Source organism: Frigoribacterium sp. CFBP 8759 (assembly GCF_014841655.1).
GTDB lineage: Bacteria > Actinomycetota > Actinomycetes > Actinomycetales > Microbacteriaceae > Frigoribacterium.
The window spans coordinates 290329-309262 of the sequence record NZ_JACYUH010000003.1 but is presented as its reverse complement, the minus strand read 5'-3'; the positions used below and the strand labels follow the sequence as shown (position 1 = coordinate 309262).

Annotated in this window: 24 protein-coding genes; 12 read left to right on the top strand and 12 right to left on the bottom strand. The window is 73.7% G+C overall.

Annotation, left to right across the window (positions count from 1 at the left end):
* Window positions 1–47: 47 nt before the first annotated feature.
* Window positions 48–695, bottom strand: coding sequence for a zinc ABC transporter ATP-binding protein AztA (gene aztA, locus IFT79_RS11630; RefSeq protein ID WP_192124314.1), 648 nt, complete (start codon window positions 693–695; stop codon window positions 48–50).
* Between the two features lie 51 nt (window positions 696–746).
* Here aztA and aztB point away from each other — a divergent pair, with 51 nt between their 5' ends.
* The 5 genes from aztB to IFT79_RS11605 all read left to right on the top strand — a co-directional run bounded on the left by aztB (window position 747) and on the right by IFT79_RS11605 (window position 6591).
* On the top strand, window positions 747–1646 hold the full coding sequence (aztB, locus tag IFT79_RS11625) for a zinc ABC transporter permease AztB (RefSeq protein WP_056046937.1): 900 nt from the start codon (window positions 747–749) through the stop codon (window positions 1644–1646).
* A gap of 92 nt (window positions 1647–1738) precedes the next feature.
* The gene (locus IFT79_RS11620) at window positions 1739–3004 is read left to right on the top strand and encodes an ABC transporter (protein ID WP_192124312.1); all 1266 of its coding nucleotides are present in this window, start codon (window positions 1739–1741) and stop codon (window positions 3002–3004) included.
* A complete protein-coding gene (aztC, locus tag IFT79_RS11615) occupies window positions 3001–3978 on the top strand; it encodes a zinc ABC transporter substrate-binding protein AztC (RefSeq protein WP_192124311.1) in 978 nt (325 codons plus the stop codon). The genes IFT79_RS11620 and aztC overlap by 4 nt, the downstream gene beginning before the upstream one ends.
* A gap of 29 nt (window positions 3979–4007) precedes the next feature.
* The gene (gene aztD / locus IFT79_RS11610) at window positions 4008–5237 is read left to right on the top strand and encodes a zinc metallochaperone AztD (RefSeq protein WP_192124309.1); all 1230 of its coding nucleotides are present in this window, start codon (window positions 4008–4010) and stop codon (window positions 5235–5237) included.
* Between the two features lie 307 nt (window positions 5238–5544).
* The gene (locus IFT79_RS11605; RefSeq protein ID WP_192124307.1) at window positions 5545–6591 is read left to right on the top strand and encodes a helix-turn-helix transcriptional regulator; all 1047 of its coding nucleotides are present in this window, start codon (window positions 5545–5547) and stop codon (window positions 6589–6591) included.
* A 125-nt stretch (window positions 6592–6716) separates the two neighbouring features.
* On the opposite strand, the gene IFT79_RS11600 is transcribed toward IFT79_RS11605, so the two are convergent.
* The 6 genes from IFT79_RS11600 to IFT79_RS11575 form a co-directional block, all read right to left on the bottom strand.
* Window positions 6717–7154 (bottom strand): VOC family protein, encoded by a 438-nt coding sequence (locus tag IFT79_RS11600; protein WP_157485471.1) that lies wholly within the window; start codon window positions 7152–7154, stop codon window positions 6717–6719.
* An 82-nt stretch (window positions 7155–7236) separates the two neighbouring features.
* Window positions 7237–7536, bottom strand: coding sequence for a DUF1905 domain-containing protein (locus tag IFT79_RS11595; RefSeq protein WP_056046945.1), 300 nt, complete (start codon window positions 7534–7536; stop codon window positions 7237–7239).
* A 9-nt stretch (window positions 7537–7545) separates the two neighbouring features.
* Window positions 7546–8565, bottom strand: coding sequence for a sensor histidine kinase (locus IFT79_RS11590; RefSeq protein ID WP_157485387.1), 1020 nt, complete (start codon window positions 8563–8565; stop codon window positions 7546–7548).
* A gap of 83 nt (window positions 8566–8648) precedes the next feature.
* Window positions 8649–9320 (bottom strand): response regulator transcription factor, encoded by a 672-nt coding sequence (locus tag IFT79_RS11585; protein WP_056046949.1) that lies wholly within the window; start codon window positions 9318–9320, stop codon window positions 8649–8651.
* On the bottom strand, window positions 9307–9936 hold the full coding sequence (locus IFT79_RS11580; RefSeq protein WP_056046951.1) for a DedA family protein: 630 nt from the start codon (window positions 9934–9936) through the stop codon (window positions 9307–9309). The genes IFT79_RS11585 and IFT79_RS11580 overlap by 14 nt, the downstream gene beginning before the upstream one ends.
* On the bottom strand, window positions 9933–10742 hold the full coding sequence (locus IFT79_RS11575) for a phosphatase PAP2 family protein (RefSeq protein WP_157485389.1): 810 nt from the start codon (window positions 10740–10742) through the stop codon (window positions 9933–9935). The genes IFT79_RS11580 and IFT79_RS11575 overlap by 4 nt, the downstream gene beginning before the upstream one ends.
* 119 nt (window positions 10743–10861) lie before the next feature.
* On the opposite strand from IFT79_RS11575, the gene IFT79_RS11570 reads away from it, so the two are divergent.
* Genes IFT79_RS11570 through IFT79_RS11560 form a run of 3 tightly spaced genes read left to right on the top strand, consistent with a single transcriptional unit; the run spans window position 10862 to window position 12511 of the window.
* Window positions 10862–11665, top strand: a complete 804-nt coding sequence (locus IFT79_RS11570; RefSeq protein WP_043595662.1) for a COG4705 family protein — start codon at window positions 10862–10864, stop codon at window positions 11663–11665.
* Between the two features lie 47 nt (window positions 11666–11712).
* On the top strand, window positions 11713–12210 hold the full coding sequence (locus tag IFT79_RS11565) for a DUF2231 domain-containing protein (protein ID WP_043595663.1): 498 nt from the start codon (window positions 11713–11715) through the stop codon (window positions 12208–12210).
* Window position 12211: 1 nt separating this feature from the next.
* Complete coding sequence (locus tag IFT79_RS11560) at window positions 12212–12511, top strand: rhodanese-like domain-containing protein (protein WP_192124305.1); 300 nt, start codon at window positions 12212–12214, stop codon at window positions 12509–12511.
* On the opposite strand, the gene IFT79_RS11555 is transcribed toward IFT79_RS11560, so the two are convergent.
* Both IFT79_RS11555 and IFT79_RS11550 read right to left on the bottom strand, forming a co-directional pair.
* On the bottom strand, window positions 12502–13590 hold the full coding sequence (locus IFT79_RS11555; RefSeq protein ID WP_192124303.1) for a cation diffusion facilitator family transporter: 1089 nt from the start codon (window positions 13588–13590) through the stop codon (window positions 12502–12504). The genes IFT79_RS11560 and IFT79_RS11555 overlap by 10 nt on opposite strands.
* Window position 13591: 1 nt before the next feature.
* Window positions 13592–13945 carry an ArsR/SmtB family transcription factor gene (locus IFT79_RS11550; RefSeq protein WP_056046956.1) on the bottom strand — a complete coding sequence of 118 codons (354 nt, stop codon included), beginning with the start codon at window positions 13943–13945 and terminating at the stop codon, window positions 13592–13594.
* A gap of 53 nt (window positions 13946–13998) precedes the next feature.
* On the opposite strand from IFT79_RS11550, the gene IFT79_RS11545 reads away from it, so the two are divergent.
* Window positions 13999–14595: a GrpB family protein gene (locus IFT79_RS11545; RefSeq protein ID WP_192124301.1), complete on the top strand. Its 597-nt coding sequence runs from the start codon at window positions 13999–14001 to the stop codon at window positions 14593–14595.
* Between the two features lie 17 nt (window positions 14596–14612).
* On the opposite strand, the gene IFT79_RS11540 is transcribed toward IFT79_RS11545, so the two are convergent.
* Entirely contained in the window at window positions 14613–15455 is an 843-nt protein-coding gene (locus IFT79_RS11540; protein ID WP_192124299.1) for a helix-turn-helix transcriptional regulator, read from the bottom strand.
* Between the two features lie 102 nt (window positions 15456–15557).
* Between IFT79_RS11540 and IFT79_RS11535 the strand changes: the two genes are divergently transcribed.
* Entirely contained in the window at window positions 15558–16238 is a 681-nt protein-coding gene (locus IFT79_RS11535) for an SDR family NAD(P)-dependent oxidoreductase (protein ID WP_192124298.1), read from the top strand.
* Between the two features lie 76 nt (window positions 16239–16314).
* On the opposite strand, the gene IFT79_RS11530 is transcribed toward IFT79_RS11535, so the two are convergent.
* Window positions 16315–16998, bottom strand: coding sequence for a cation diffusion facilitator family transporter (locus IFT79_RS11530; RefSeq protein ID WP_173151709.1), 684 nt, complete (start codon window positions 16996–16998; stop codon window positions 16315–16317).
* Window positions 16995–17348, bottom strand: a complete 354-nt coding sequence (cmtR, locus tag IFT79_RS11525; protein ID WP_159825897.1) for a Cd(II)/Pb(II)-sensing metalloregulatory transcriptional regulator CmtR — start codon at window positions 17346–17348, stop codon at window positions 16995–16997. Before cmtR ends, IFT79_RS11530 begins: the two co-directional genes overlap by 4 nt.
* A 123-nt stretch (window positions 17349–17471) precedes the next feature.
* On the opposite strand from cmtR, the gene IFT79_RS11520 reads away from it, so the two are divergent.
* Window positions 17472–18212: a ZIP family metal transporter gene (locus IFT79_RS11520; protein WP_123570692.1), complete on the top strand. Its 741-nt coding sequence runs from the start codon at window positions 17472–17474 to the stop codon at window positions 18210–18212.
* A 95-nt stretch (window positions 18213–18307) separates the two neighbouring features.
* Entirely contained in the window at window positions 18308–18778 is a 471-nt protein-coding gene (locus tag IFT79_RS11515; RefSeq protein WP_056046983.1) for a MarR family transcriptional regulator, read from the top strand.
* The last annotated feature ends 156 nt before the right edge of the window (window positions 18779–18934 follow it).

The window sequence follows — 18934 nt, the reverse complement described above, 5'->3', positions numbered from 1 at the left end:
GCCCGGACCTCGAGACCGTGCCGAACCGTGTCGGACCCCGAGCCGCCTCACACGACCCGACCGGCCTCGAGCCGCACCACGTGGTGCGCGGCGTCGAGCAGCAACGGATCGTGCGAGACCGCGAGCACCCCCGTGCCCCGGGCCGCCTCGTCGAGCAGCGTGGCCCGGATGCGGTCGGCGCTGTCGGCGTCGAGCCCGGTCGTGGGCTCGTCGAGCAGCAGCAGGTCGGCCCCGCGCGCGAGTCCGTGGGCCAGGAGCGCACGCTGCCGCTGGCCACCCGAGAGCGCGGCGAAGGGTCGGGGCGCCAGGTCGGCGACGTGCAGGCGCTCGAGCGCCTCGTCGACGGCGGCGCGGGCTCGACGGTCGAGGGGACGCCACCGGCCCACGCGACCCCAGGCACCGACCGTCACGACGTCGCGCACGGTGACCGGGAGCCCGTCCGGGATCGACGTGCGCTGCGGGACGAAGGCGATCGTCGACGTCGTCGAGCGCGTGCCCGACGACGGTTCGCGGACGCCCGCGACGACCTCGAGCAGCGTCGACTTGCCGGCGCCGTTGGGGCCCGCGACCACCGTCAGGGCACCGCCGCGCACGTCGAGGTCGACGTCGGCCAGGGCCATCCGGTCACCGAACGTGCACCCCACCCCGAGGAGGCGCGCCAGGGACGAGGGAGCGGCGGCGGTGGTCGTCGTCATGCCGTCAGCCTAGTTGATAAGCGTTCTCATTCTCAGCTACGGTCGTGTCTCGTGCCCTTCCTCTCCACCGCCGTCCTCGAGCCGTTCTCGCTCGACTTCGTCCAGCGCGCCCTCGTCGGCGGCGGCCTCGTCGCGATCCTCTGCGGCGTCGTCGGCACCTGGGTCGTGGTGCGCGGCATGGCCTTCCTCGGCGAGGCGCTCGCGCACGGCATGCTGCCCGGCGTCGCCCTCGCGACCGTGCTCGGTGCGCCCGTCCTCGTCGGCGGGGCCCTCAGCGCCGTCGTCATGAGCCTCGGCGTGGCGGCGCTGCAACGACGCGGTCGCCTGTCGTACGACACGAGCATCGGCCTCCTCTTCGTCGCGATGCTCGCCCTCGGCGTCGTCGTCATCTCGCACTCGGGCAGCTTCGCCACCGACGCCACGTCGATCCTGTTCGGCGACGTCCTCGCGATCACGACGGCGGACCTCGGCCTGCTCGCCGGCGCGACGATCGTCGGCGTCGGCCTCGCGGCCGCCTTCCACCGCCCCCTGCTGGCCCTCGCCCTCGACCCGCGCCTGGCCGCCGTGCTGGGGCTCGGTCCGCGCTCGGCCCAGGCCGTGCTCGTGGGCCTGGTCACGCTCGCCGTCGTCGCCTCGTACCAGGCCGTCGGGTCGTTGCTCGTCGTCGGACTGCTGCTCGCACCGGCCGTCGCCGCGGGCCACTGGACGACGCGCCTGCCCACGCGGATGGTCCTCGCCTCGGTCGTCGGCGTGCTCGCCGTCGCCGTCGGCCTGCTCGTCTCGTGGCACGCCGCGACGGCCGCCGGCGCCTCGATCGCGGCGACGGCCATCGCGTTCGCCGGCCTCTCGGGGGCCGGCCACGCCGCCCTCGGCCGTCGGCGGGCACGTCGGGTCGACACCGCCGCCCCGGGTCGCACGGGTACGGCGCCCGTCGCGACCCCCGCCTCCTGACCCGCCCGCACGACCCCACGTCCGCACTCCCCCGCCTCCGCACTCCCCCGCCCGTCTCCCCGACCCACCCCACGCCCACCCGGAAGGACCGCATGCGATCCCCCCTCCTCACGACCTGCCTGCTCGGCACGCTCACCCTCGGCCTGACCGCCTGCTCGACCGACACCTCGCCGGGCGGCGACCCCGCCGCCGGGACGACGGCCGACGAGACCGGCGCCAGCGGCGAGGGCCACGGCGCCGTCGCGGGCGCCGAGGAACTCGCCGAGCCCCGTCTCGGCCTCACCACGATCGACCCGTCGGGCACGGTCGCACACCTCGACCTGCTCGACGAGGGCGTCGTCGAGCTCGGGTCGGTCGACGCCCCCACCGCCGTGGAGACCGACGGGCGGTACCTGTTCGCCGAGACCACCGGCGGCCTCGAGGTCGTCGACAGCGGGGTCTGGACGTGGGACCACGGGGACCACTTCCACTACTACCGGGCCGACCCGCGCCTCCTCGGCACCGTCGAGGGCGACGGCGCGGCGACCGTCGCGACCACGAACCTGTCGACCTCGGGTTCGACCGGCGTGCACTTCGCCGGCTCGGGCGACGCCGTGCTGCTCGACACCGAGGCGCTGTCGCGGGGCGAGCTGCGGGAGCGGTTCCGACTCGACGGCGAACCGGGCACCGGCATGGTCGTCCCCGTGGGCTCGTACGCCCTGGTGACCGAGGGGCGCGGCGAGGCGACGACGCTCGTCGGACGCACCGCCGACGGTGACGAGACGGGCCTGCGCGAGGCCTGCCCGGACGCCTCGGGCACGATCACGACCCGCGTCGGGGCGGTCGTCGGCTGCTCGGACGGCGCCCTGCTCGCGACCGTCGCCGACGACGAGCTCGTCGTCGAACGCATCCCCTACCCGGCCGGCTCGACCCCGTCGTCGGGCGGCACGGCGGCCCCGGCCACCTCGTTCGACAACCGGGAGGGGCGACCCACCGTGGCCGGGCTCGCCGGCTCCGAGGGCGTCTGGCTGCTCGACACCCGGGCCCGGGCCTGGACGCTGCTGCCGGCACCGACCCCGCTGGTCACGGTGACCGCCGTGGACGACGCCGACCAACGCCTCCTCGCCCTCGCCCGGGACGGCCGCGTGCTCGTCCTCGACTGCACCACCGGCCAGGTCGTCGCCGAGACCGCGCCCCTCGTCGCGGACTCGCTCGCCGCGGGCCGGACGCCGACGCTGATCGCCGACCAGCAGCGCGCGTACCTCTCGGCCCCGGTCGAGGGGCGGCTGTACGAGATCGACGCCGCCGACGGCGCGCGGATCGCCCGCAGCTTCGAGACGGCGGGCGAGCCGGCCTTCGTCGCGGAGACGGGCCGATGACGGCGCCGTCGACAACCCGCCGCCGGGCCCGGCTCGCCACCGCCAGCCGCAGCACCGCCGCCCGCGTCGCCGCCGTCCGCGTCGCCGCTCTCACGGTCGCGGCCGCGCTGGCCCTGACCGGCTGCGCACCCGCCGGCGACGACCGTCCGGTCGTGTTCGTGTCGACGAACATCCTCGGCGACGTCGTCGACGAACTGGTCGGCGACCAGGCCGAGGTCGTCACCCTGATGAAGCCGGACGCCGACCCGCACTCGTTCGAGATCTCGGCGCAGCAGGCGGCACGGATGCGGGCGGCCGACCTCGTCGTCTCGAACGGCCTCGGCCTCGAGGAGGGGCTGCAGCAGCACCTCGACGCGGCGGTCGACTCCGGCGTGGCCTCGTTCGTCGCCGCGGACGCGATCGACGTCCTCGACTACCTCGACGGCGACGCCGTCGGCACCCCCGACCCGCACTTCTGGACCGACCCGGGCCGCATGCTCGACGTCGTCGACGCCCTCGGGCCGGTGCTCGCCGAGGTCGACGGCGTCGACGCCGCGGCGCTCACCGCGCGCACCACCGACTACCGCGCCGGGCTCGAGCGGCTCGACGCCGACATGGTCGACGCCTTCGCCGCGATCCCCGCCGAACGGCGCGCACTCGTGACGAACCACCACGTCTTCGGCTACCTCGCCGACCGGTTCGACTTCGACGTCGTCGGGGCCGTGATCCCCGGCGGCACGACGCTCGCGGCGCCGTCGGCGTCCGACCTCGCCGACCTGGTCGACGCCGTCGAGACGACGGGCGTCCCCACCGTGTTCGCCGAGTCGTCCTCGCCCGACCGGCTCGTGCAGGCCCTGGCGAGCGAGGCGGACGTCCACGTCGACGTCGTCGAACTGTTCACCGAGTCGCTCACCGCGGCCGACGGCGACGCCCCCGACTACCTGACCATGATGCGCGTCGACACCGAGCGCATCGCCACCGGACTCTCCCCGTGAGCGTCCGACCACCAGAAAGAGGAACACCCATGCGCACCACCCACCTGCGACGGACCGGCGGCACGCTGGTCGCCCTCGGCGTCGCCGCGACCCTCGTCGCCTGCTCGACCGGCGGACCCGGCTCCGCGTCCGACGCGACGGGCGGCGCCGCCGCGACCGGCGCCTCCTCGTCCGGCCCCCGCCTCGCCGTCTCGTCCGAGGGCCGCGTCACCGTGCTCGACGGCGAGACCCTCGAAACCGTCGGCGCGTTCGACTCCGAGGAGTTCACCCGCCTCAACCCGGCCGGCGACGGCCGACACGTCATGGTCACGACGAGCGGCGGGTTCCAGGTGCTCGACACCGCGGCCGGCAGCTCGTCCGAGCCCGCCCTGACCGACCTCGTGTTCGACGCCGACACCGCGGGCCACGTCGTCCGGCACGGCGGCAAGACGATCCTCTATGCCGACGGTACGAGCGACACCACGGTGTTCGAGTCCGGCGACCTGACCGACGCCGTCACCGACGGCGAGCTGCCCACGGTCGAGACGATCGAGGGCGTCGAGGCCCACCACGGCGTCTCGGTCGTGCTCGAGGACGGCACCTTCCTCACGACGGTCGGCGACTCCGACGGCCGCACGGGCATCGAGGTGCGCGACGCCGACGGTGCGGTCGTCGCGCAGAGCGACGAGTGCCCGGGCGTCCACGGCGAGGGCACCGCGGCCGACGAGGCCGTCGTCCTCGGCTGCGAGGACGGAGCGCTCGTCTACCACGACGGGACGATCACCAAGCTCGCCTCGCCCTCGCAGCCCTACGGCCGCATGGGCAACGCGTACGTCAGCGAGACCAGCCCGCTCGTCGTCGGCGACCACAAGGACGACCCCGACGCCGAGGGCTACCTGCTGCACGCGGTCACCCTGATCGACACGGCCGCCGACACCCTCGACGTCGTCGACCTGCCCGAGGGCGTCGAGTACACCTTCCGGGGCGTCGCCCGCGGCCCGGGCGACCTCGCGTACCTGATCGGCACCGACGGCGCCGTGCACGTGCTCGACCCCGCGACCGGCGAGCTCACGGCGTCGTGGCCCGTGATCGGCGCCTGGGAGGGCCCGGCCGAGTGGCAGGACGCCCACCCCGCGATCGTCGTCGCGGGTGACGTCGGCTACGTCACCGAGCCGGCGACGGACAGCGTGCACGCGGTCGACCTGACCACGGGCGAGGTGCTGTCGTCGCGCGAGCTCGACGTCACGCCCAACGAGGTCGCGGTGGCCACGGCCGACTGACGCGACCACCCCCGGGACGAGGAGGCGCGGTGCGAGGGCACCGCGCCTCCTTCGCGGTCGGGGGCTGCGCACGGCTCGTCCGGCCGGCCCGGCGCGCTCGGCCGACCCGGCCGGCCCCACCCCGCCGGCCCGGCCCGCCCGCCGGTCGCCGACCCGTCCTCTGGGGGTACCTCGAGCCCCGTCCCCGCGTCCCGCGGCACCGAAGACCGGGAGAGTCCGACGAATTCGTGACGTTTCGCCCTCGGGCCACGTCTCCATCGTGTGCCGCCCACGGCGGCGCCGCAGGACCACGGATCGAGAGGACCCCATGCCGAGCTTCTACGTCAGCGCGCCCGACGGAGAACCGGAACCCACCGGCGGGGTCTCCGCGCACCCCGTCGACCTCGCGGGCGGCGGCGACGACGGGGGCGGGTCGACCTACCGGCGCGTCCAGGACGGCGGCACCGACCTCCGCGAGGCGACCCGCCGCCTCGAGACGCACTACCGGGGCCGACGGTTCCGGTCCCAGTCGGGAGGCAGCCCGTTCGAGTACTCGTACGTGCTCGCCGGCGACGACCGCCTCGTCATGCAGACCTCGTCGTTCAGTGCACCGATGCAGGGCGAGATCCCCTTCCCGGGGCAGTACATCGTCGCGTGGAACCGCAGCGGACGCACCACCCTGCACCAGCGCGGCCACACGTTCACGAGCGAGGGCTCCACGCCGTTCCTCATGCCGGCCGAGGAGGCCTTCTCGTTCGAGTCGACCCCGCGGAGGAACGGCATGGTGCAGGTCGGCAGCGACTTCCTCGAACGGACCGCCGCCGAACGCCACGGCGGACCGTCACAGCGCGTCGTGTTCGACTACGCGGTCACCCCGCGCCCCCAGGCGGTCGCGGCCTGGCGGACCGCCGTCGGGTCGAGCGCCGCGGCCGTCGTGGCCGAGCAGGCGTCACCGCTCGTGCGGCTCGAGGCCCAGCTCACCCTCGCCCGGGCCATGCTCGACCTGTTCCCGTGGCGCGCCGTCGACGTGCCCGTCGGCCTGCGCACACAGGAGGCCGCCCGCGTCCGGCACGCGGTCGAGTACATCCACGCCCACGCGGCCGAGCCGCTCACCCCGGCCGACATCGCCGAGGCGTCGGGCATGCACACCCGCACCCTGCAGACGTCGATGAAGGAACACCTCGGCACGTCACCGGCGGCGTACCTGCGCCAGGTGCGCCTCGACCGCGTCCACGACGAACTGCTCGCGGCGGCCCCGAACGAGACCCGCGTCTCGGACGTCGCCCGACGCTGGGGCTTCGGCAACTTCGGCCGGTTCGCGGGGTCGTACGCCGCTCGCTTCGACGAGTACCCCCGCGACACGCTCGCCCGCTAGCGGCGGCCTGGCCCCGCGCGGCCCCGCCCCGCCCCGCCCCGCCCCGCCCCGAGGAGGCGGTTGGTCGAGTGGGCAGAAATCGTCCTTCCCGGTCGCACGAAGGACATTTTCTGCCCACTCGATCGTCAGTCGCCCTGCTGCTGGGCGTAGGCCTCGGGGCCCTGTTCAGCCGCCGACGGGTCCATCCAGCCGAACTCGAGGATGTTGCCGTCCGGGTCGGTCAGCTGGCGCTGGTACATGAAGCCGTAGTCCGACGCGGGGCGCGCCTCCGTGCCTCCGGCGCCGAGGCCGGCGGTGACCGTCGTGTCGACCTCGTCACGGGAGTCGAGCATGACGGCGGTGGCGACCGAGGGGGCCGTGGTGGGATCACCGATGGGCAGGTCGGTGAAGGTCTGGAAGTACTCACGCCGGAGGATCATGAACGCGCTGTGGTCCTCCTCCACGATCACGCACGCGGCGTTCTCGTCCGTGAAGAGCGGGTTGATGGTGAACCCGAGGGCCGCGTAGAACGACTTCGCCCGGTCGAGGTCGGTCACGGGCAGGTTGACGAACATCATGGCCACGGGGTTCTCCTTCGAACGGTCCACGGGTGGTGACGCACAGCGTGGCCCCGCCCGTGTCGGCCGTCAAGACCTCGGCGGCAGCTCAGAAGTCGAGCAGGCGCACCGTGACGCCCACGGTGTCGCCGACGCCGAGGCCCTCGGCGTCGCGCACGGCCCGCTTCACGGGCAGGGCGTAGGCGTTCTCGTCGCCGAGGGGGAAGACCGACGTGGTGAACGTCGACGAGCCGACCCGCGCCTCCACGCGGACGGAACCCCAGCCGCGCAGCAGGTCGCCGGCCACCATCAGGACGTGGTCCTCGACGTCGGGCGGCAGGCTGACGAAGGTGTAGAAGGCTCGCCGGCTCTCCCACCGCCACAGGTCGGCGTCGAAGTGGAATTCCATCCGGCCTGTCTACTCCCGACCCATGCGGCCCGACGCCCGCGGCAGCGTGACCTCGATCGTCGTGCCCGCGCCCGACGTCGTCACGACCCGGACCTCGCCGCCGTGGCGGTGGGCGATCTCGCGGACGAGGGCGAGACCGATGCCGAAGCTCGGACGCACCGGGGCCGAGGTCTGGCCCGACGGCGACTCGGCCCGGGCGAAGCGGTCGAAGACGCGCGCGGGGTCGATCCCGATGATGCCGAGCCCCTGGTCGGCGACCGTGATCACCACGCTCGCCGCCTCGCCCCGGCCCTCGACCCGGACGGTCGTCACGACCACCGACCCCACGGGCGCATGGCCGAGGGCGTTGTCGACCAGGGCGAGGACCGACCGTCGCAGGCTCGTCCGCGGCACTGCGACCCGCGCCTCCTCGCCGCCGGGGACCAGCTCGAGACGGACGTCACGCTGGTCGGCCAGCACGGCCAGGGACGAGAGGACCTCGGCCACCACGGCGTCCACGCCGACGGCCCCGAGGACGTCCCCGGGGTGGTCCTCGCCCCCGGCGGCCTCCAGCAGGTCGCCGACGATGTCGATCAGGGCCCGGGAGTCGTCCCGGAGGTGCGCGACGTCCGACGCGACCTTCTCGTCCGCCGACACCGCGCCTCCGGAGATCCCGCGTTCGAGGGCCTGGAGGCGCGCGTCGAGGACGGCCAGCGGGGTGCGCAACTCGTGGCTCGCGTCGGCGACGAACCGACGCTGCAGGCGCAGGGCGTCGCCGAGCGGTCGGACGGCCCGCCGCGCGATGACGACGCTCACGACCCCGGCGAAGACGACACCGGCGAGCCCGAGCACGACCAGGCCGGCCACCACGTCGGTGGCGCTCACGAAGACCTCGCCGCGCCGCGCCGCCGCGACCTGCTCGAGTCGCTCGGTCGGCACCGTCTGGTGCAGTACCCACGCGATCGTCAGCGTGAGAGCGGCCACGACCACCACGGCGGAGACGAGCACGATCTGACGACCGACCGACCGAGCCGCCGCCTGGAGCGCCACCGCGTCGGGGTCCGGCCGCCGCACGCTCGGGGTGGCGCCGGGGCGACGTCGACCGCGCCCCGCTGCTCGGCGGGATCGCGCGGTCACAGCGCCCCGATCCGGTAACCGCGCCCGCGCACGGTCAACACGACGTCGCGATCGATCTTGCGCCGGAGGTAGCTGACGTAGGTGTCGACGGTGCCGAGCTGTTCACCGCGGGGGAAGACCGCCGCCAACAGCTCGGACCGGTCGAAGGTGTGGTCGGGCCGCTCGGCGAGCGCGGCCAGCAGGCCGGCCTCGCGGTCGCTCAGCACCACCCGGCTCGACCACGGCGTGACCACGATGCGGCTCTCGGGGAAGAACCGGCCGGCACCGACGTCGAGCCACGCCTCGTGGGCGGCGAAGGACCGGGTGAGGGCGCGCAGCCGCGCGAACAGCTCGTCGAACTCGAACGGCTTCACGAGGTAGTCGTCGGCTCCGAGGTCGAGGCCCTCGACCCGGTCGGCCGTCGAGCCGAGCGCGGTGAGCATCAGCACGGGCGTGGTGACGTGTTCGCGACGCAGGGCCGCGACGAGCGCGGTGCCGTCGAGTCCGGGCAGGCGTCGGTCGACGACCAGCACGGCGTGGACGCCGGTGCGGGCCGCGTCGAGCCCCCGACGACCGTCGGCGACGAGGTCGACTCGCCACGCCTCGGCGAGCACGTCGGCGACGATCGGCCCCAGCGCGGGGTCGTCCTCGACCAGCAGGAGGCGCGGGCGCGGATCAGGATCGGTCACCCAGGGCCTCCTTCCGCCGTCGTGTCCCCGCCGATCGTCGCACAGCGGTGAGCACGAGGGGCAGCACCGACACCGCGACGAGCGCGATCGCGAGCAGGTCGATGTGGTCGGCGACGAACGGCAGGCCGCCGAGGAGCGAGCCGAGCACGGTCATGCCCGCGGCCCAGAGGAACGCCCCGGCGAGGTTCCACACGACGAAGCGGCGGTACGGGTAGCCGCTGGTCCCGGCCGCGAGCGGCACGAACGTGCGCACCACCGGGACGAAGCGGCCGAGCACGAGCGCCGGGCCGCCGTGCCGCGCGAAGAACGCCTCGGCCCGCTCGAGGTGTGCCGTCTTGAGCACCCGCGCGTCGGGCCGGAACCACCGTCGACCGAAGCGGTGACCGAGGAAGAACCCGACCTGGTCACCCGCCGCGGCGGCCACGAAGGCGCAGAGGGCGATCACCGCGACGCTCAGCCCGAGGCCCTGGTGCAGCAGCCCCGCCGTGACGAGCAGGGAGTCGCCGGGCAGGAAGGGGAAGAGCAGGCCGGACTCGACGAACACCATGAGGGACAGCCCGCCCAGGGCCCAGGGGCCGAGGGCGGTGAGCAGCGTCTGCGGGTCGAAGAGGGTCATGGGGCGTTCCGTTCGGTGTCGGGTGCCGTCAGGGCACCGGGTGGTGTGGTGGCAGGTCGGTCGAGTCGGTCGAGTCGGTCGAGTCGGTCGACGATCCGTCGCCAGAGGGGCAGGGCGAGGGCGACGACCGAGCAGCCGAGCACCACCGACGCGATCGTGTCGGTGGGGTAGTGCACGCCGATCCAGACGCGGGAGGCCGCCACCAGGACGACGCCGAGCGCGGCCACGACGGCGACCGGCTGCCACCCCCGCCGTCCGTTCCGTCCTCTCACGACGAGCACGATCGCCAGGGCGAGGCCGGTCGCCAGCGCGGTGTGGCCGCTGGGGAACGAGAACGAGTGCGGTTCGACCAGCAGGGGGTCGACGAGGAGGCGCGGGTCGGGTCGGTCGCGTCCGACGACCAGCTTGACGGTCTCGGCCGCAGCCCACGGCAGCACCGAGACGCCGACGACGGTCAGCGCCTCCGCTGCCCGCCGGGTCGTCACCCCCACGGCGACGGCCAACAGCAGGACGAGCGCCACCCCGAGCTGCGGCCCGAGCAGCCGGTCGATCAGCAGCGCCGCCCCGTCGAGCAGGGGCGAGTGCATCCGGCCGACGCGCTCGACGACGTCGAGGTCGGCCGCCCCCACTCCCCCGGCGCCCGACGTGATGAGCAGACCTCCCAGGACGACCGCCACGACGCCCGCCCCACCCGCCGCCGCGATCCCGACGTCGCGGCGGACCGGCCGACGGTCGGGACGAGGGTCAGGAGGCGCGGGTCGTCCACCCCGGGACGTCACCGGGGGCCTTCCGTCGAGTGCGGTCATGGTCCGAGGGTCGCCGCATCCCTCCCAGAAACCGCCCAGCGGCGGGTTCGAGCCGACCCGCGCCTCCTCGATCGGGCGTCTGGGCGGTTTCTGGGACAGACCCCGCGAGGGTCTCCTCCATGACGACACGAGCCGAACGCACCGAGCCGGCGATCCGCCGACCCGCGTCGCTGCTGAACAAGGTCCCCGAGGTCACCACGGCCTTCTGGGTGGTCAAGGTGCTCTGCACCACGGTGGGCGAGACGTTCGCCGACTTCCTGAACGACGGTCTCGGCCTCGGCCTCACGGTCACCAGCGTGGTCATGACGGCGCTGCTCGTCGTCGCGCTCGTGCTGCAGGTGCGGAGGCGGCGGTACGTGCCCTGGGTCTACTGGCTCACGGTGGTGCTCATCAGCGTCGTGGGGACGCTGCTGACCGACACCCTGACCGACTCGCTCGGGGTGAGCCTCTGGACCTCGACCATCGTCTTCTCCGTCGCGCTCGCCGTGCTGTTCGGCGTCTGGTACTCGGTCGAGCGGACGCTGTCGGTGCACGACATCACGACTCGTCGCCGGGAAGGCTTCTACTGGGCGACCATCCTGGTCACCTTCGCGCTCGGAACCGCCGTCGGCGACCTCCTGGGCGAGCAGCTCGCCCTCGGGTACCTGCCGTCGGTGTTCGTCTTCGCGGGGGTCATCGCCCTCGTCGCCCTGGCCCACCGTTTCCTCGGCCTCGGCGCGGTCGTCGCCTTCTGGTCGGCCTACGTGCTCACCCGGCCGTTGGGCGCGTCCCTCGGCGACCTCCTCTCGCAAGACCGGTCCGACGGAGGACTCGGGCTGGGTCCGACGGCGACGAGCCTCGTCTTCCTCGTGGCGATCGCCGGGGTGGTGGGAGCGATGACCGTGTCGGCCCGGCGCGAGGTCTCGACCGCACGCCACGCCTGACCCCTCACCTACCCCACCCGCACCGACCCGACCAGAAGAGAGACGCCATGGACTGGCAACTGAACGGACTCCCCCTCCACCCGCTGATCGTTCACCTCGTCACGGTCGCCTTCCCGACGGCCTCGCTGCTGATCGTGGCCGGTGCCGTGTCGTCGCGGCTGCGCCGACGACTGGGCGTCATCACACCGCTCGTCGCCCTCCTGTCGCTCGTCGCGGTGCCACTCGCGACATCGTCGGGCGAATCGCTCGAGGCGAGGGTCGGGCACAGCGCCCTGCTCGAGGCGCACACGCAGCTCGGCGACACGCTGTTGCCTTGGGCGATCGCGGTGTTCGTCGCCGCCGTGGCGCAGTGGGCGTGGCAGCACTACGTGCTGACCCCGGACGCCAAGCGACCGCATCCCACCCTGAAGAAGGGCACGCGCACGATCGTCGGGGTCGCGCTCACCGTGGCGGTCGCCGTCGCCGCGATCGGCGGCATCGTCACGACGGTGCGCATCGGCGATTCGGGCGCGAAGGCGGTCTGGTCGGATTCGAGCGAGGGCTGAGATGGAGCAGATCACCGTCGACCGGTTGGCCGCCCTCACGACACCGCTGGTGATCGATGTGAGAGCCGCCGACCGCTTCGCCGAGGGCCACGTCCCCGGGGCGCTCAACCTCCACCCCTCGCAACTGGCGGATCGACTCGACGAGATGCCGCACGAGACCGCCGTCTACCTGATCTGCCAGAGCGGCGCACGGAGCGCCCGGGCGGCCGAGGCCCTGTCAGCTCGAGGGATCACCGCCGTCGACGTGATCGGCGGCACCGCGGCCTGGGTCGCGGCAGGGCTGCCGCTCGTTCAGTCCTGAGGGGCGAGCCGGGCGACCGGCGCCGGGGTGATCGTGAAGGCGTCGAGGTTCGGGAGCGCACCGCGGACGCGCAGGCCCGCTTGGTCGGCGATCCGCAACGCGTCGACCAGGTCGTGCGTGTCGACCTGGACGGTCGCCGACCCCGTCAGCCGGTGGCCGATCCACCGCAGGCGGAGGTCGCGCACGGCGACGACCCCCTCGGTGTGTTCGAGTGCGTGCTCGGCCCGGTCGAGCAGGTCGGGGTCGACGGCGTCCATCAGGCGGGCCCCGACGGACTTCATGGTGCCCCACAGCAGGACCATGATCGACACGGCGATCAGCAGGCCGATGATCGGGTCCGCGAGGGGGAAGCCGAGCAGCACCCCGACGGCGCCCAGCACGACCGACAGCGATGTGAACCCGTCGAGACGAGCGTGCACCCCGTCTGCCACCAGGGCGGCCGAGCCGATCCGGCGACCGACTCGGATGCGGTAGATCGCGACCACCTCGTTGCCGGCGAAACCGACGAGGCCGGCCAGGACGAGCAACCAGGGCGCCTGGACGGGCTGCGGGTGGACGAGACGGTCGATCGCCTCCCACCCGGCGACCACGGCCGAGAGGGCCACGACGATGACGATGAACAGACCGGCGAGGTCCTCGGCGCGTCCGAAGCCGAAGGTGTGACGGCGGGTGGCGACCCGCCGGCCGAGGACGAACGCGATCCAGAGAGGCACCGCTGTCAGCGCGTCGGCGAAGTTGTGGATCGTGTCGGCCAGCAGGGCGACCGACCCGGTGGCCACGACGAGGACGGCCTGCACCACCGTCGTCGCGAGCAGGACGAACAAGCTGATCTTGACCGCCCGGACACCCGCCGTCGACGCCTCGAGGGCGTCGTCGACGGAATCGGCGGAGTCGTGCGTGTGCGGGACGAACAGGTCGTAGAGCCAGGCCTTCACCCGGCCGTTCGGGTGCCCGTGCTCGTACCCGGGCTCGTGCCCGTGCCCGCGCCCGTACCCGTGCTCGTGCTCGTGCTCGTGCTCGTGCTCGTGCTCGTGCTCGTGCTCGCGGTCGTGGTCGTGGTCGTGCCCGTACCCGACCACCTCACTGCCCCCCTGCGTGGTGCGGTGCGTTGCCGACGACGTGCTCTGCCTGCCTCACGGCGTCGCTGACGAGCGCGGACGCGTGCTCGTCGGTCAGACGGTAGAAGGCGGTCGTCCCCTCACGGCGCGGCTGCACCATGCGGGCGAGGCGAAGCTTGGCCAGGTGTTGCGACACCGCCGCCGGGCTCTTGTCGACGATGTCGGCGAGGTGGTTCACCGACAGCTCTTCGGCGTTCCGAAGCGCCAGGATGATGCGGATGCGGGTCGCGTCGGCGAGCATCGAGAACACCTCGACGGCGAGTTCGACGTACTCGGAATCCGGGTCGAGTCCGCAAACCTTCTTATCTACGTGCATGCGCAGATACTAGTACGACGTCGACCGGTTCCGTCGTCTGGCAGGATCTCCTGATGCCCACCAAGCGGACCCCCCGCCGACCCGACGTCACGACCACCGAGATCGTGGGCGGCGCCGAGGCCGTCCACGTCTCGTTGCACGAGTACGACGAGCGCTGGCCTGCCGCGTTCGCCGAGCACCGACGCCGCATCGTCGAGGCCCTCGCGCCGTCGGGCATCGCGGTCGGCGTCGAGCACATCGGCTCCACGTCGGTGCCGGGCCTCGCGGCGAAGCCGATCGTCGACGTCGTGGTCGCGGTGCCCGACATCACCGCGGAAGAGGACTACCTCGACCCGTTGCTCGCCGCGGGCTACGAGCTGCGGGTGCGCGAGCCGGGGCACCGACTCGTGCGGACGCCGGAGCGCAGCGTCCACGTGCACGTCTACGAGCAGGGTGCCGACGCGATCGCCGGGTACCTGCTGTTGCGCGACCACCTGCGCACCGACGCCGCCGACCGCGAGCTCTACGCCGGCGTCAAGCGGGCCCTGCTCGACCGCCGCTGGGACGACATGAACGACTACGCCGACGCCAAGACCGAGGTCGTCACGGCCATCACGGCGCGGGCTCGCGCCGCCCGGGACGTCGCCCGGGAGGCAGCCCGCGAGGGCTGACCCGGGCCGGCACGGCCTCAGCCGGCCGAGGTCGCCGCCATCGACTGCAGCCCGGTGACGCGCAGCAGGTCGAGTCGCGCCTCGTCGTCGGACCCCGGCGCGACCGTGTAGACGACGATCCTCAGGTCGCCGGGCGCGGTCAGCACGTCGCAGTCGATCGCGATCGGGCCGACCGGGGTGCCCGTCACGGTCTTGCGACTGGCCCGGTGCTCGGCGACCTTGGCCTCGGCCCAGCGGCGTGCGAACTCGGGCGACGTCTCGAGCAGGCGCGACACGAGGTGGCCGAGCGAGGGGTCCGACGGATAGCGCCCCACCGCTGCCCGCAGGTCGGCGGCGAGGTCGCTCGCGAAGTCCTCCTCGTGCCGGGCGTCGAACTCGGTGCCCTCGTGGCCCGACGTGAAGTGACGCCAGACGAGGTTGCGCTCGAGCCCGACCAGGCGCGACGGGTCGCCGTTCACCGCGGCCCAGAGGGGGTTCCAGAGCAGGATGTCGTGGGTCGCCGAGAAGACGGCCAGCGGCACGTCCCCGAGCCGGTCGACGATGCGCTGCACGCCGGGCCCCACGTGGCGCGGGACGATCCCGGCCGACGGAGGCGCGGCGCCGGCCGAGCGGTAGAGGTGGTCGCGTTCGTCGTCGCTCAGGCGCAGGGCGACCGCCAGGGCGCGGAGCATCTGCGGGGACGGGTTGGTCGCCCGGCCCTGCTCGAGGCGGACGACGTAGTCGACGCTCACCCCGGCGAGCGCCGCCAGCTCTTCGCGGCGGAGACCCGTCGTGCGGCGCCCCACCCCCGCGGGCAGCCCCACGTCGGCCGGGCCGACCCGGTCACGCCACGACCGCAACACGTCCGCGAACTCGCTCATGCAGCCATCCTCCCCCGGCCCGGTCGCCCCAGGGTGGTACCGGCAGTCCTCCCGTCGTGCGGGGCCTGGGTGCCGAGGCGGGGCCGGGCGCAGCATGGACCCATGACCACCACACTCATCACCGGGGCCAACAAGAGCCTCGGACTCGAGACCGCCCGCCGTCTGCTCGAGGCGGGCCACACCGTGTACGCCGGCGTGCGCGACCTCGACTCGGGCGACGCCGTCCGGGCCCTGGGCGCCCACGCCGTGCAGCTCGACGTCACCGACCAGGCCGGCGTCGACGCGGCGCTCGCCTCCCTGCCCGAGCTCGACGTCCTCGTCAACAACGCGGGCGTCCTCGGGTCGTCGTTCGGCGTCGACGACCTCACCCCCGAGACGATGCAGGAGGTGCTCGACGTGAACGTCGTCGGGCTCGTCCGCGTCACCCAGGCCGCGATGCCCCTGCTGCGCCGCTCCGACCGTCCCGTGATCGTCAACGTCGCGTCGGGCGTCGGCTGGCCGCGCTGGCTGAGCACCGAGGGCCACGACGAGTACCCCGTCGCCGCGGTGCCCTACGCGTCCTCGAAGGCGGCCGTGATCGCCCTGACCGTGCAGTACGCGAAGAACCTGCCGACCTTCCGCGTGAACGTCAGCGACCCCGGCTACACCGCCACCGACTTCAACGGGCACGGCGGCCACCAGACGGTCACCGAGGGCACGGACGCCACCGTCGCCCTCGCCCTGCTCGGGCCCGACGGCCCGACCGGCGAGTTCCACGACCGCCGGGGCCGCATCGACTACTGAGCGGCGACCGCAGGAGGCGCGGTGCGAGTCCTCGGGACCGGCACCGCGCCTCCTGCGCGTCCGGTGGGCCGGCCGTTCAGCAGCAGTCGCAGGCCTCGGCTCCGCGTTCGCCCGTGAGGGCCGAGACGGGTGTCGTGCAGGCCTCGCCGCGCCAGGCCTCGACCCCCTCACGGACGGCGAAGACGACGATGACGAGTCCTGCGACGGGGTCCGCCCAGGTCCACCCGAAGGCGAGGTTGAGCACCAGGCCGAGCAGGACGGCGGCCGAGAGGTAGCTGCAGATGAGGGTCTGCTTGGAGTCGGCGACGGCGGAGGCCGAGCCGAGCTCGGTGCCGGTTCGTCGCTCGACGAGGCTGAGGAACGGCATGACCGCCAGGCTGACGGCGGCCAGCACGATGCCGACCGGGGAGTGGTCGGGTTCGCGGGCGCCGGCCAGGGCGAGGACCGCGTCCACGCCGACGTAGGCGGCGAGACCGAAGAACGAGAGGGCGATCACGCGGAGGGCGAGCCGTTCGCGCCTCTCGGGGTCGGGGGCCGCGAACTGCCAGGCGACCGCGGCGGCCGAGAGCACCTCGACGACGGAGTCGAGGCCGAAGCCGATCAACGCGGTCGAGGACGCGACCGTGCCCGCGGCGATCGCGACGATCGCCTCGACCACGTTGTAGCCGATCGTGATCGCCACGACGAGACGGATGCGCCGCTGCAGCAGGAGGCGACGGGCCGGGGCGATCGGCGCGGGCGACAGTGCGGCGGAGGTCATGCACCGCCCCCGCAGCAGAACGGCACGTCGCACGAGTCGTCCGGACACGGCAGACCGTCGTCGACCGCGAGGACCACCTCGACGAGGGCGGTCAGTGCTCGGGTCAGGTGGACGTCGGCGATCTCGTACCGGGTGGATCGCCCCTCGGGGGCGGCCACGACGAGACCGCACCCGCGGAGGCATGCGAGGTGGTTCGACACGTTCGACCTGGTCAGGCCGAGTTCCGTCGCGAGGACGCCGGGGTAGCCGGGGCCCTCGAGCAGGGTCAGCAGGATGCGTGAGCGGGTCGGGTCGGCCATCGCCCGCCCCAGGCGGTTCATCACGTCGACGCGGGACGACAGGGTCAGCATGTGCTGACCATACAGCACTCGCTGACCGGTCAGGGCGCCCGGGGCACACGTCCATCCCCCGCGGGTCCGGTCCTCGGGACCGGCACCGCGCCTCCTGCGCACGGAAGGACTAGACACGTCCTCGTGCCCTCACCGCTCCTCCTCGCCTCTCTCGCCGGCCTGCTCTCGGGCCTCTCCCTGGTCGTCGGGGCGGCGGTGTCGTGGTTCGTCAGGGTGCCCCGCGAGGTGGTCGCCCTGGTCATGGCGTTCGGCGCCGGCGTCCTGATCTCCGCACTCTCGTTCGACCTCGTCGACGAGGCCACGAGCAGCGGCGGGCTGCTCCCGACCCTCGGCGGGTTCCTCGCGGGCGCCGTCGTCTACGTCGTCCTGGACCAGCTGCTCGAGCACGGCGGGTTCCGGCGCAAGCACCACCGTCGCGGGTCGGCCGGCTCGGGCACCGGCCTGGGCATCGCCCTCGGCGCCCTGCTCGACGGCGTCCCCGAGACCGCGGTGCAGGGCGTCAGCCTGACGGGCGGCGGGTCCCTCAGCATCGCCGTGCTGGTGGCCGTGGTGATCTCGAACTTCCCCGAGGGCATGTCGAGCACGGCCGACCTCAAGTCGTCGGGCCGGTCGGCCGGGTACGTCTTCGGCCTCTGGTCGGGGATCGCCGTGGTGTGCGCGCTGTCCGCGCTCGGCGGGTACGCCCTGCTGGGCGGGGTGCCCGAGGGCGGGCAGTCGTTCGTCATGGCGTTCGCCGCCGGGGCGATCCTCGCGATGATCTGCGACACGATGATCCCCGAGGCCTTCCGCAAGACGCAGACGCTGACGGGACTCGTGACGGTGCTCGGCTTCGTCGCGAGCTACGTCGTGCACCAGGTCGCCTGAGCGGGTCGCCTGAGTGGGTCGTCGCGCCCCGAACTGGGTCATCCGTTCTGCGCAACGGTGCCGACACCGGGGGCGATGCTCGGTACCCTGCTGTCGTGAGCCCCGACCTTCCCGCCACTCCGGAGAACCACCCGGAGTCCGTCCGGCGCCTCGCCGCGACGCTGCAGACCCTGGACGAGGCCCACCGCCGCTACCGACTCCACGCCGCGAAGGTCTTCGGGATGGGCCACACCGAGCTGGCGGCCCTGCTCGCCGTCGCCGACGCCCCGGGGCTCACCCCGGGAGCACTCGCCCAACAGCTGCTGCTGAGCACGGGGGCGACGACGGCCGTGGTCGACCGGCTCGAGAAGTCGGGGCAGGTCACGCGCAGCCGTCACCCGGGCGACCGCCGCAGCCTCTTCCTCCACCTGACCACGCAGGGCGAGGACACCACGACCACCCTGCGCGAGGCGTACCAGTACGTCCTCTCGACCACGGGCACGGACGAGACGATCGCCGAGGCCCTCCCCCAGCTCGACAGCATCGCCGCCGCGCTCGACGCCGCCGCCCGCGAATCCGCGTCCTGACCCGGGCCGGCCGGTGCCGGACTCGGGCGCCCGGTCGCGCCGCGCCTCCTCGCGCCGCGCCTCCTCGCCCGCCGCGCCGCGCCTCCTCGCCCGCTCTTGCCGCGCCTCCTCGCCCGCTCTTGCCGCGCCTCCTCGCCCGCTCTCGCCGCGCCTCCT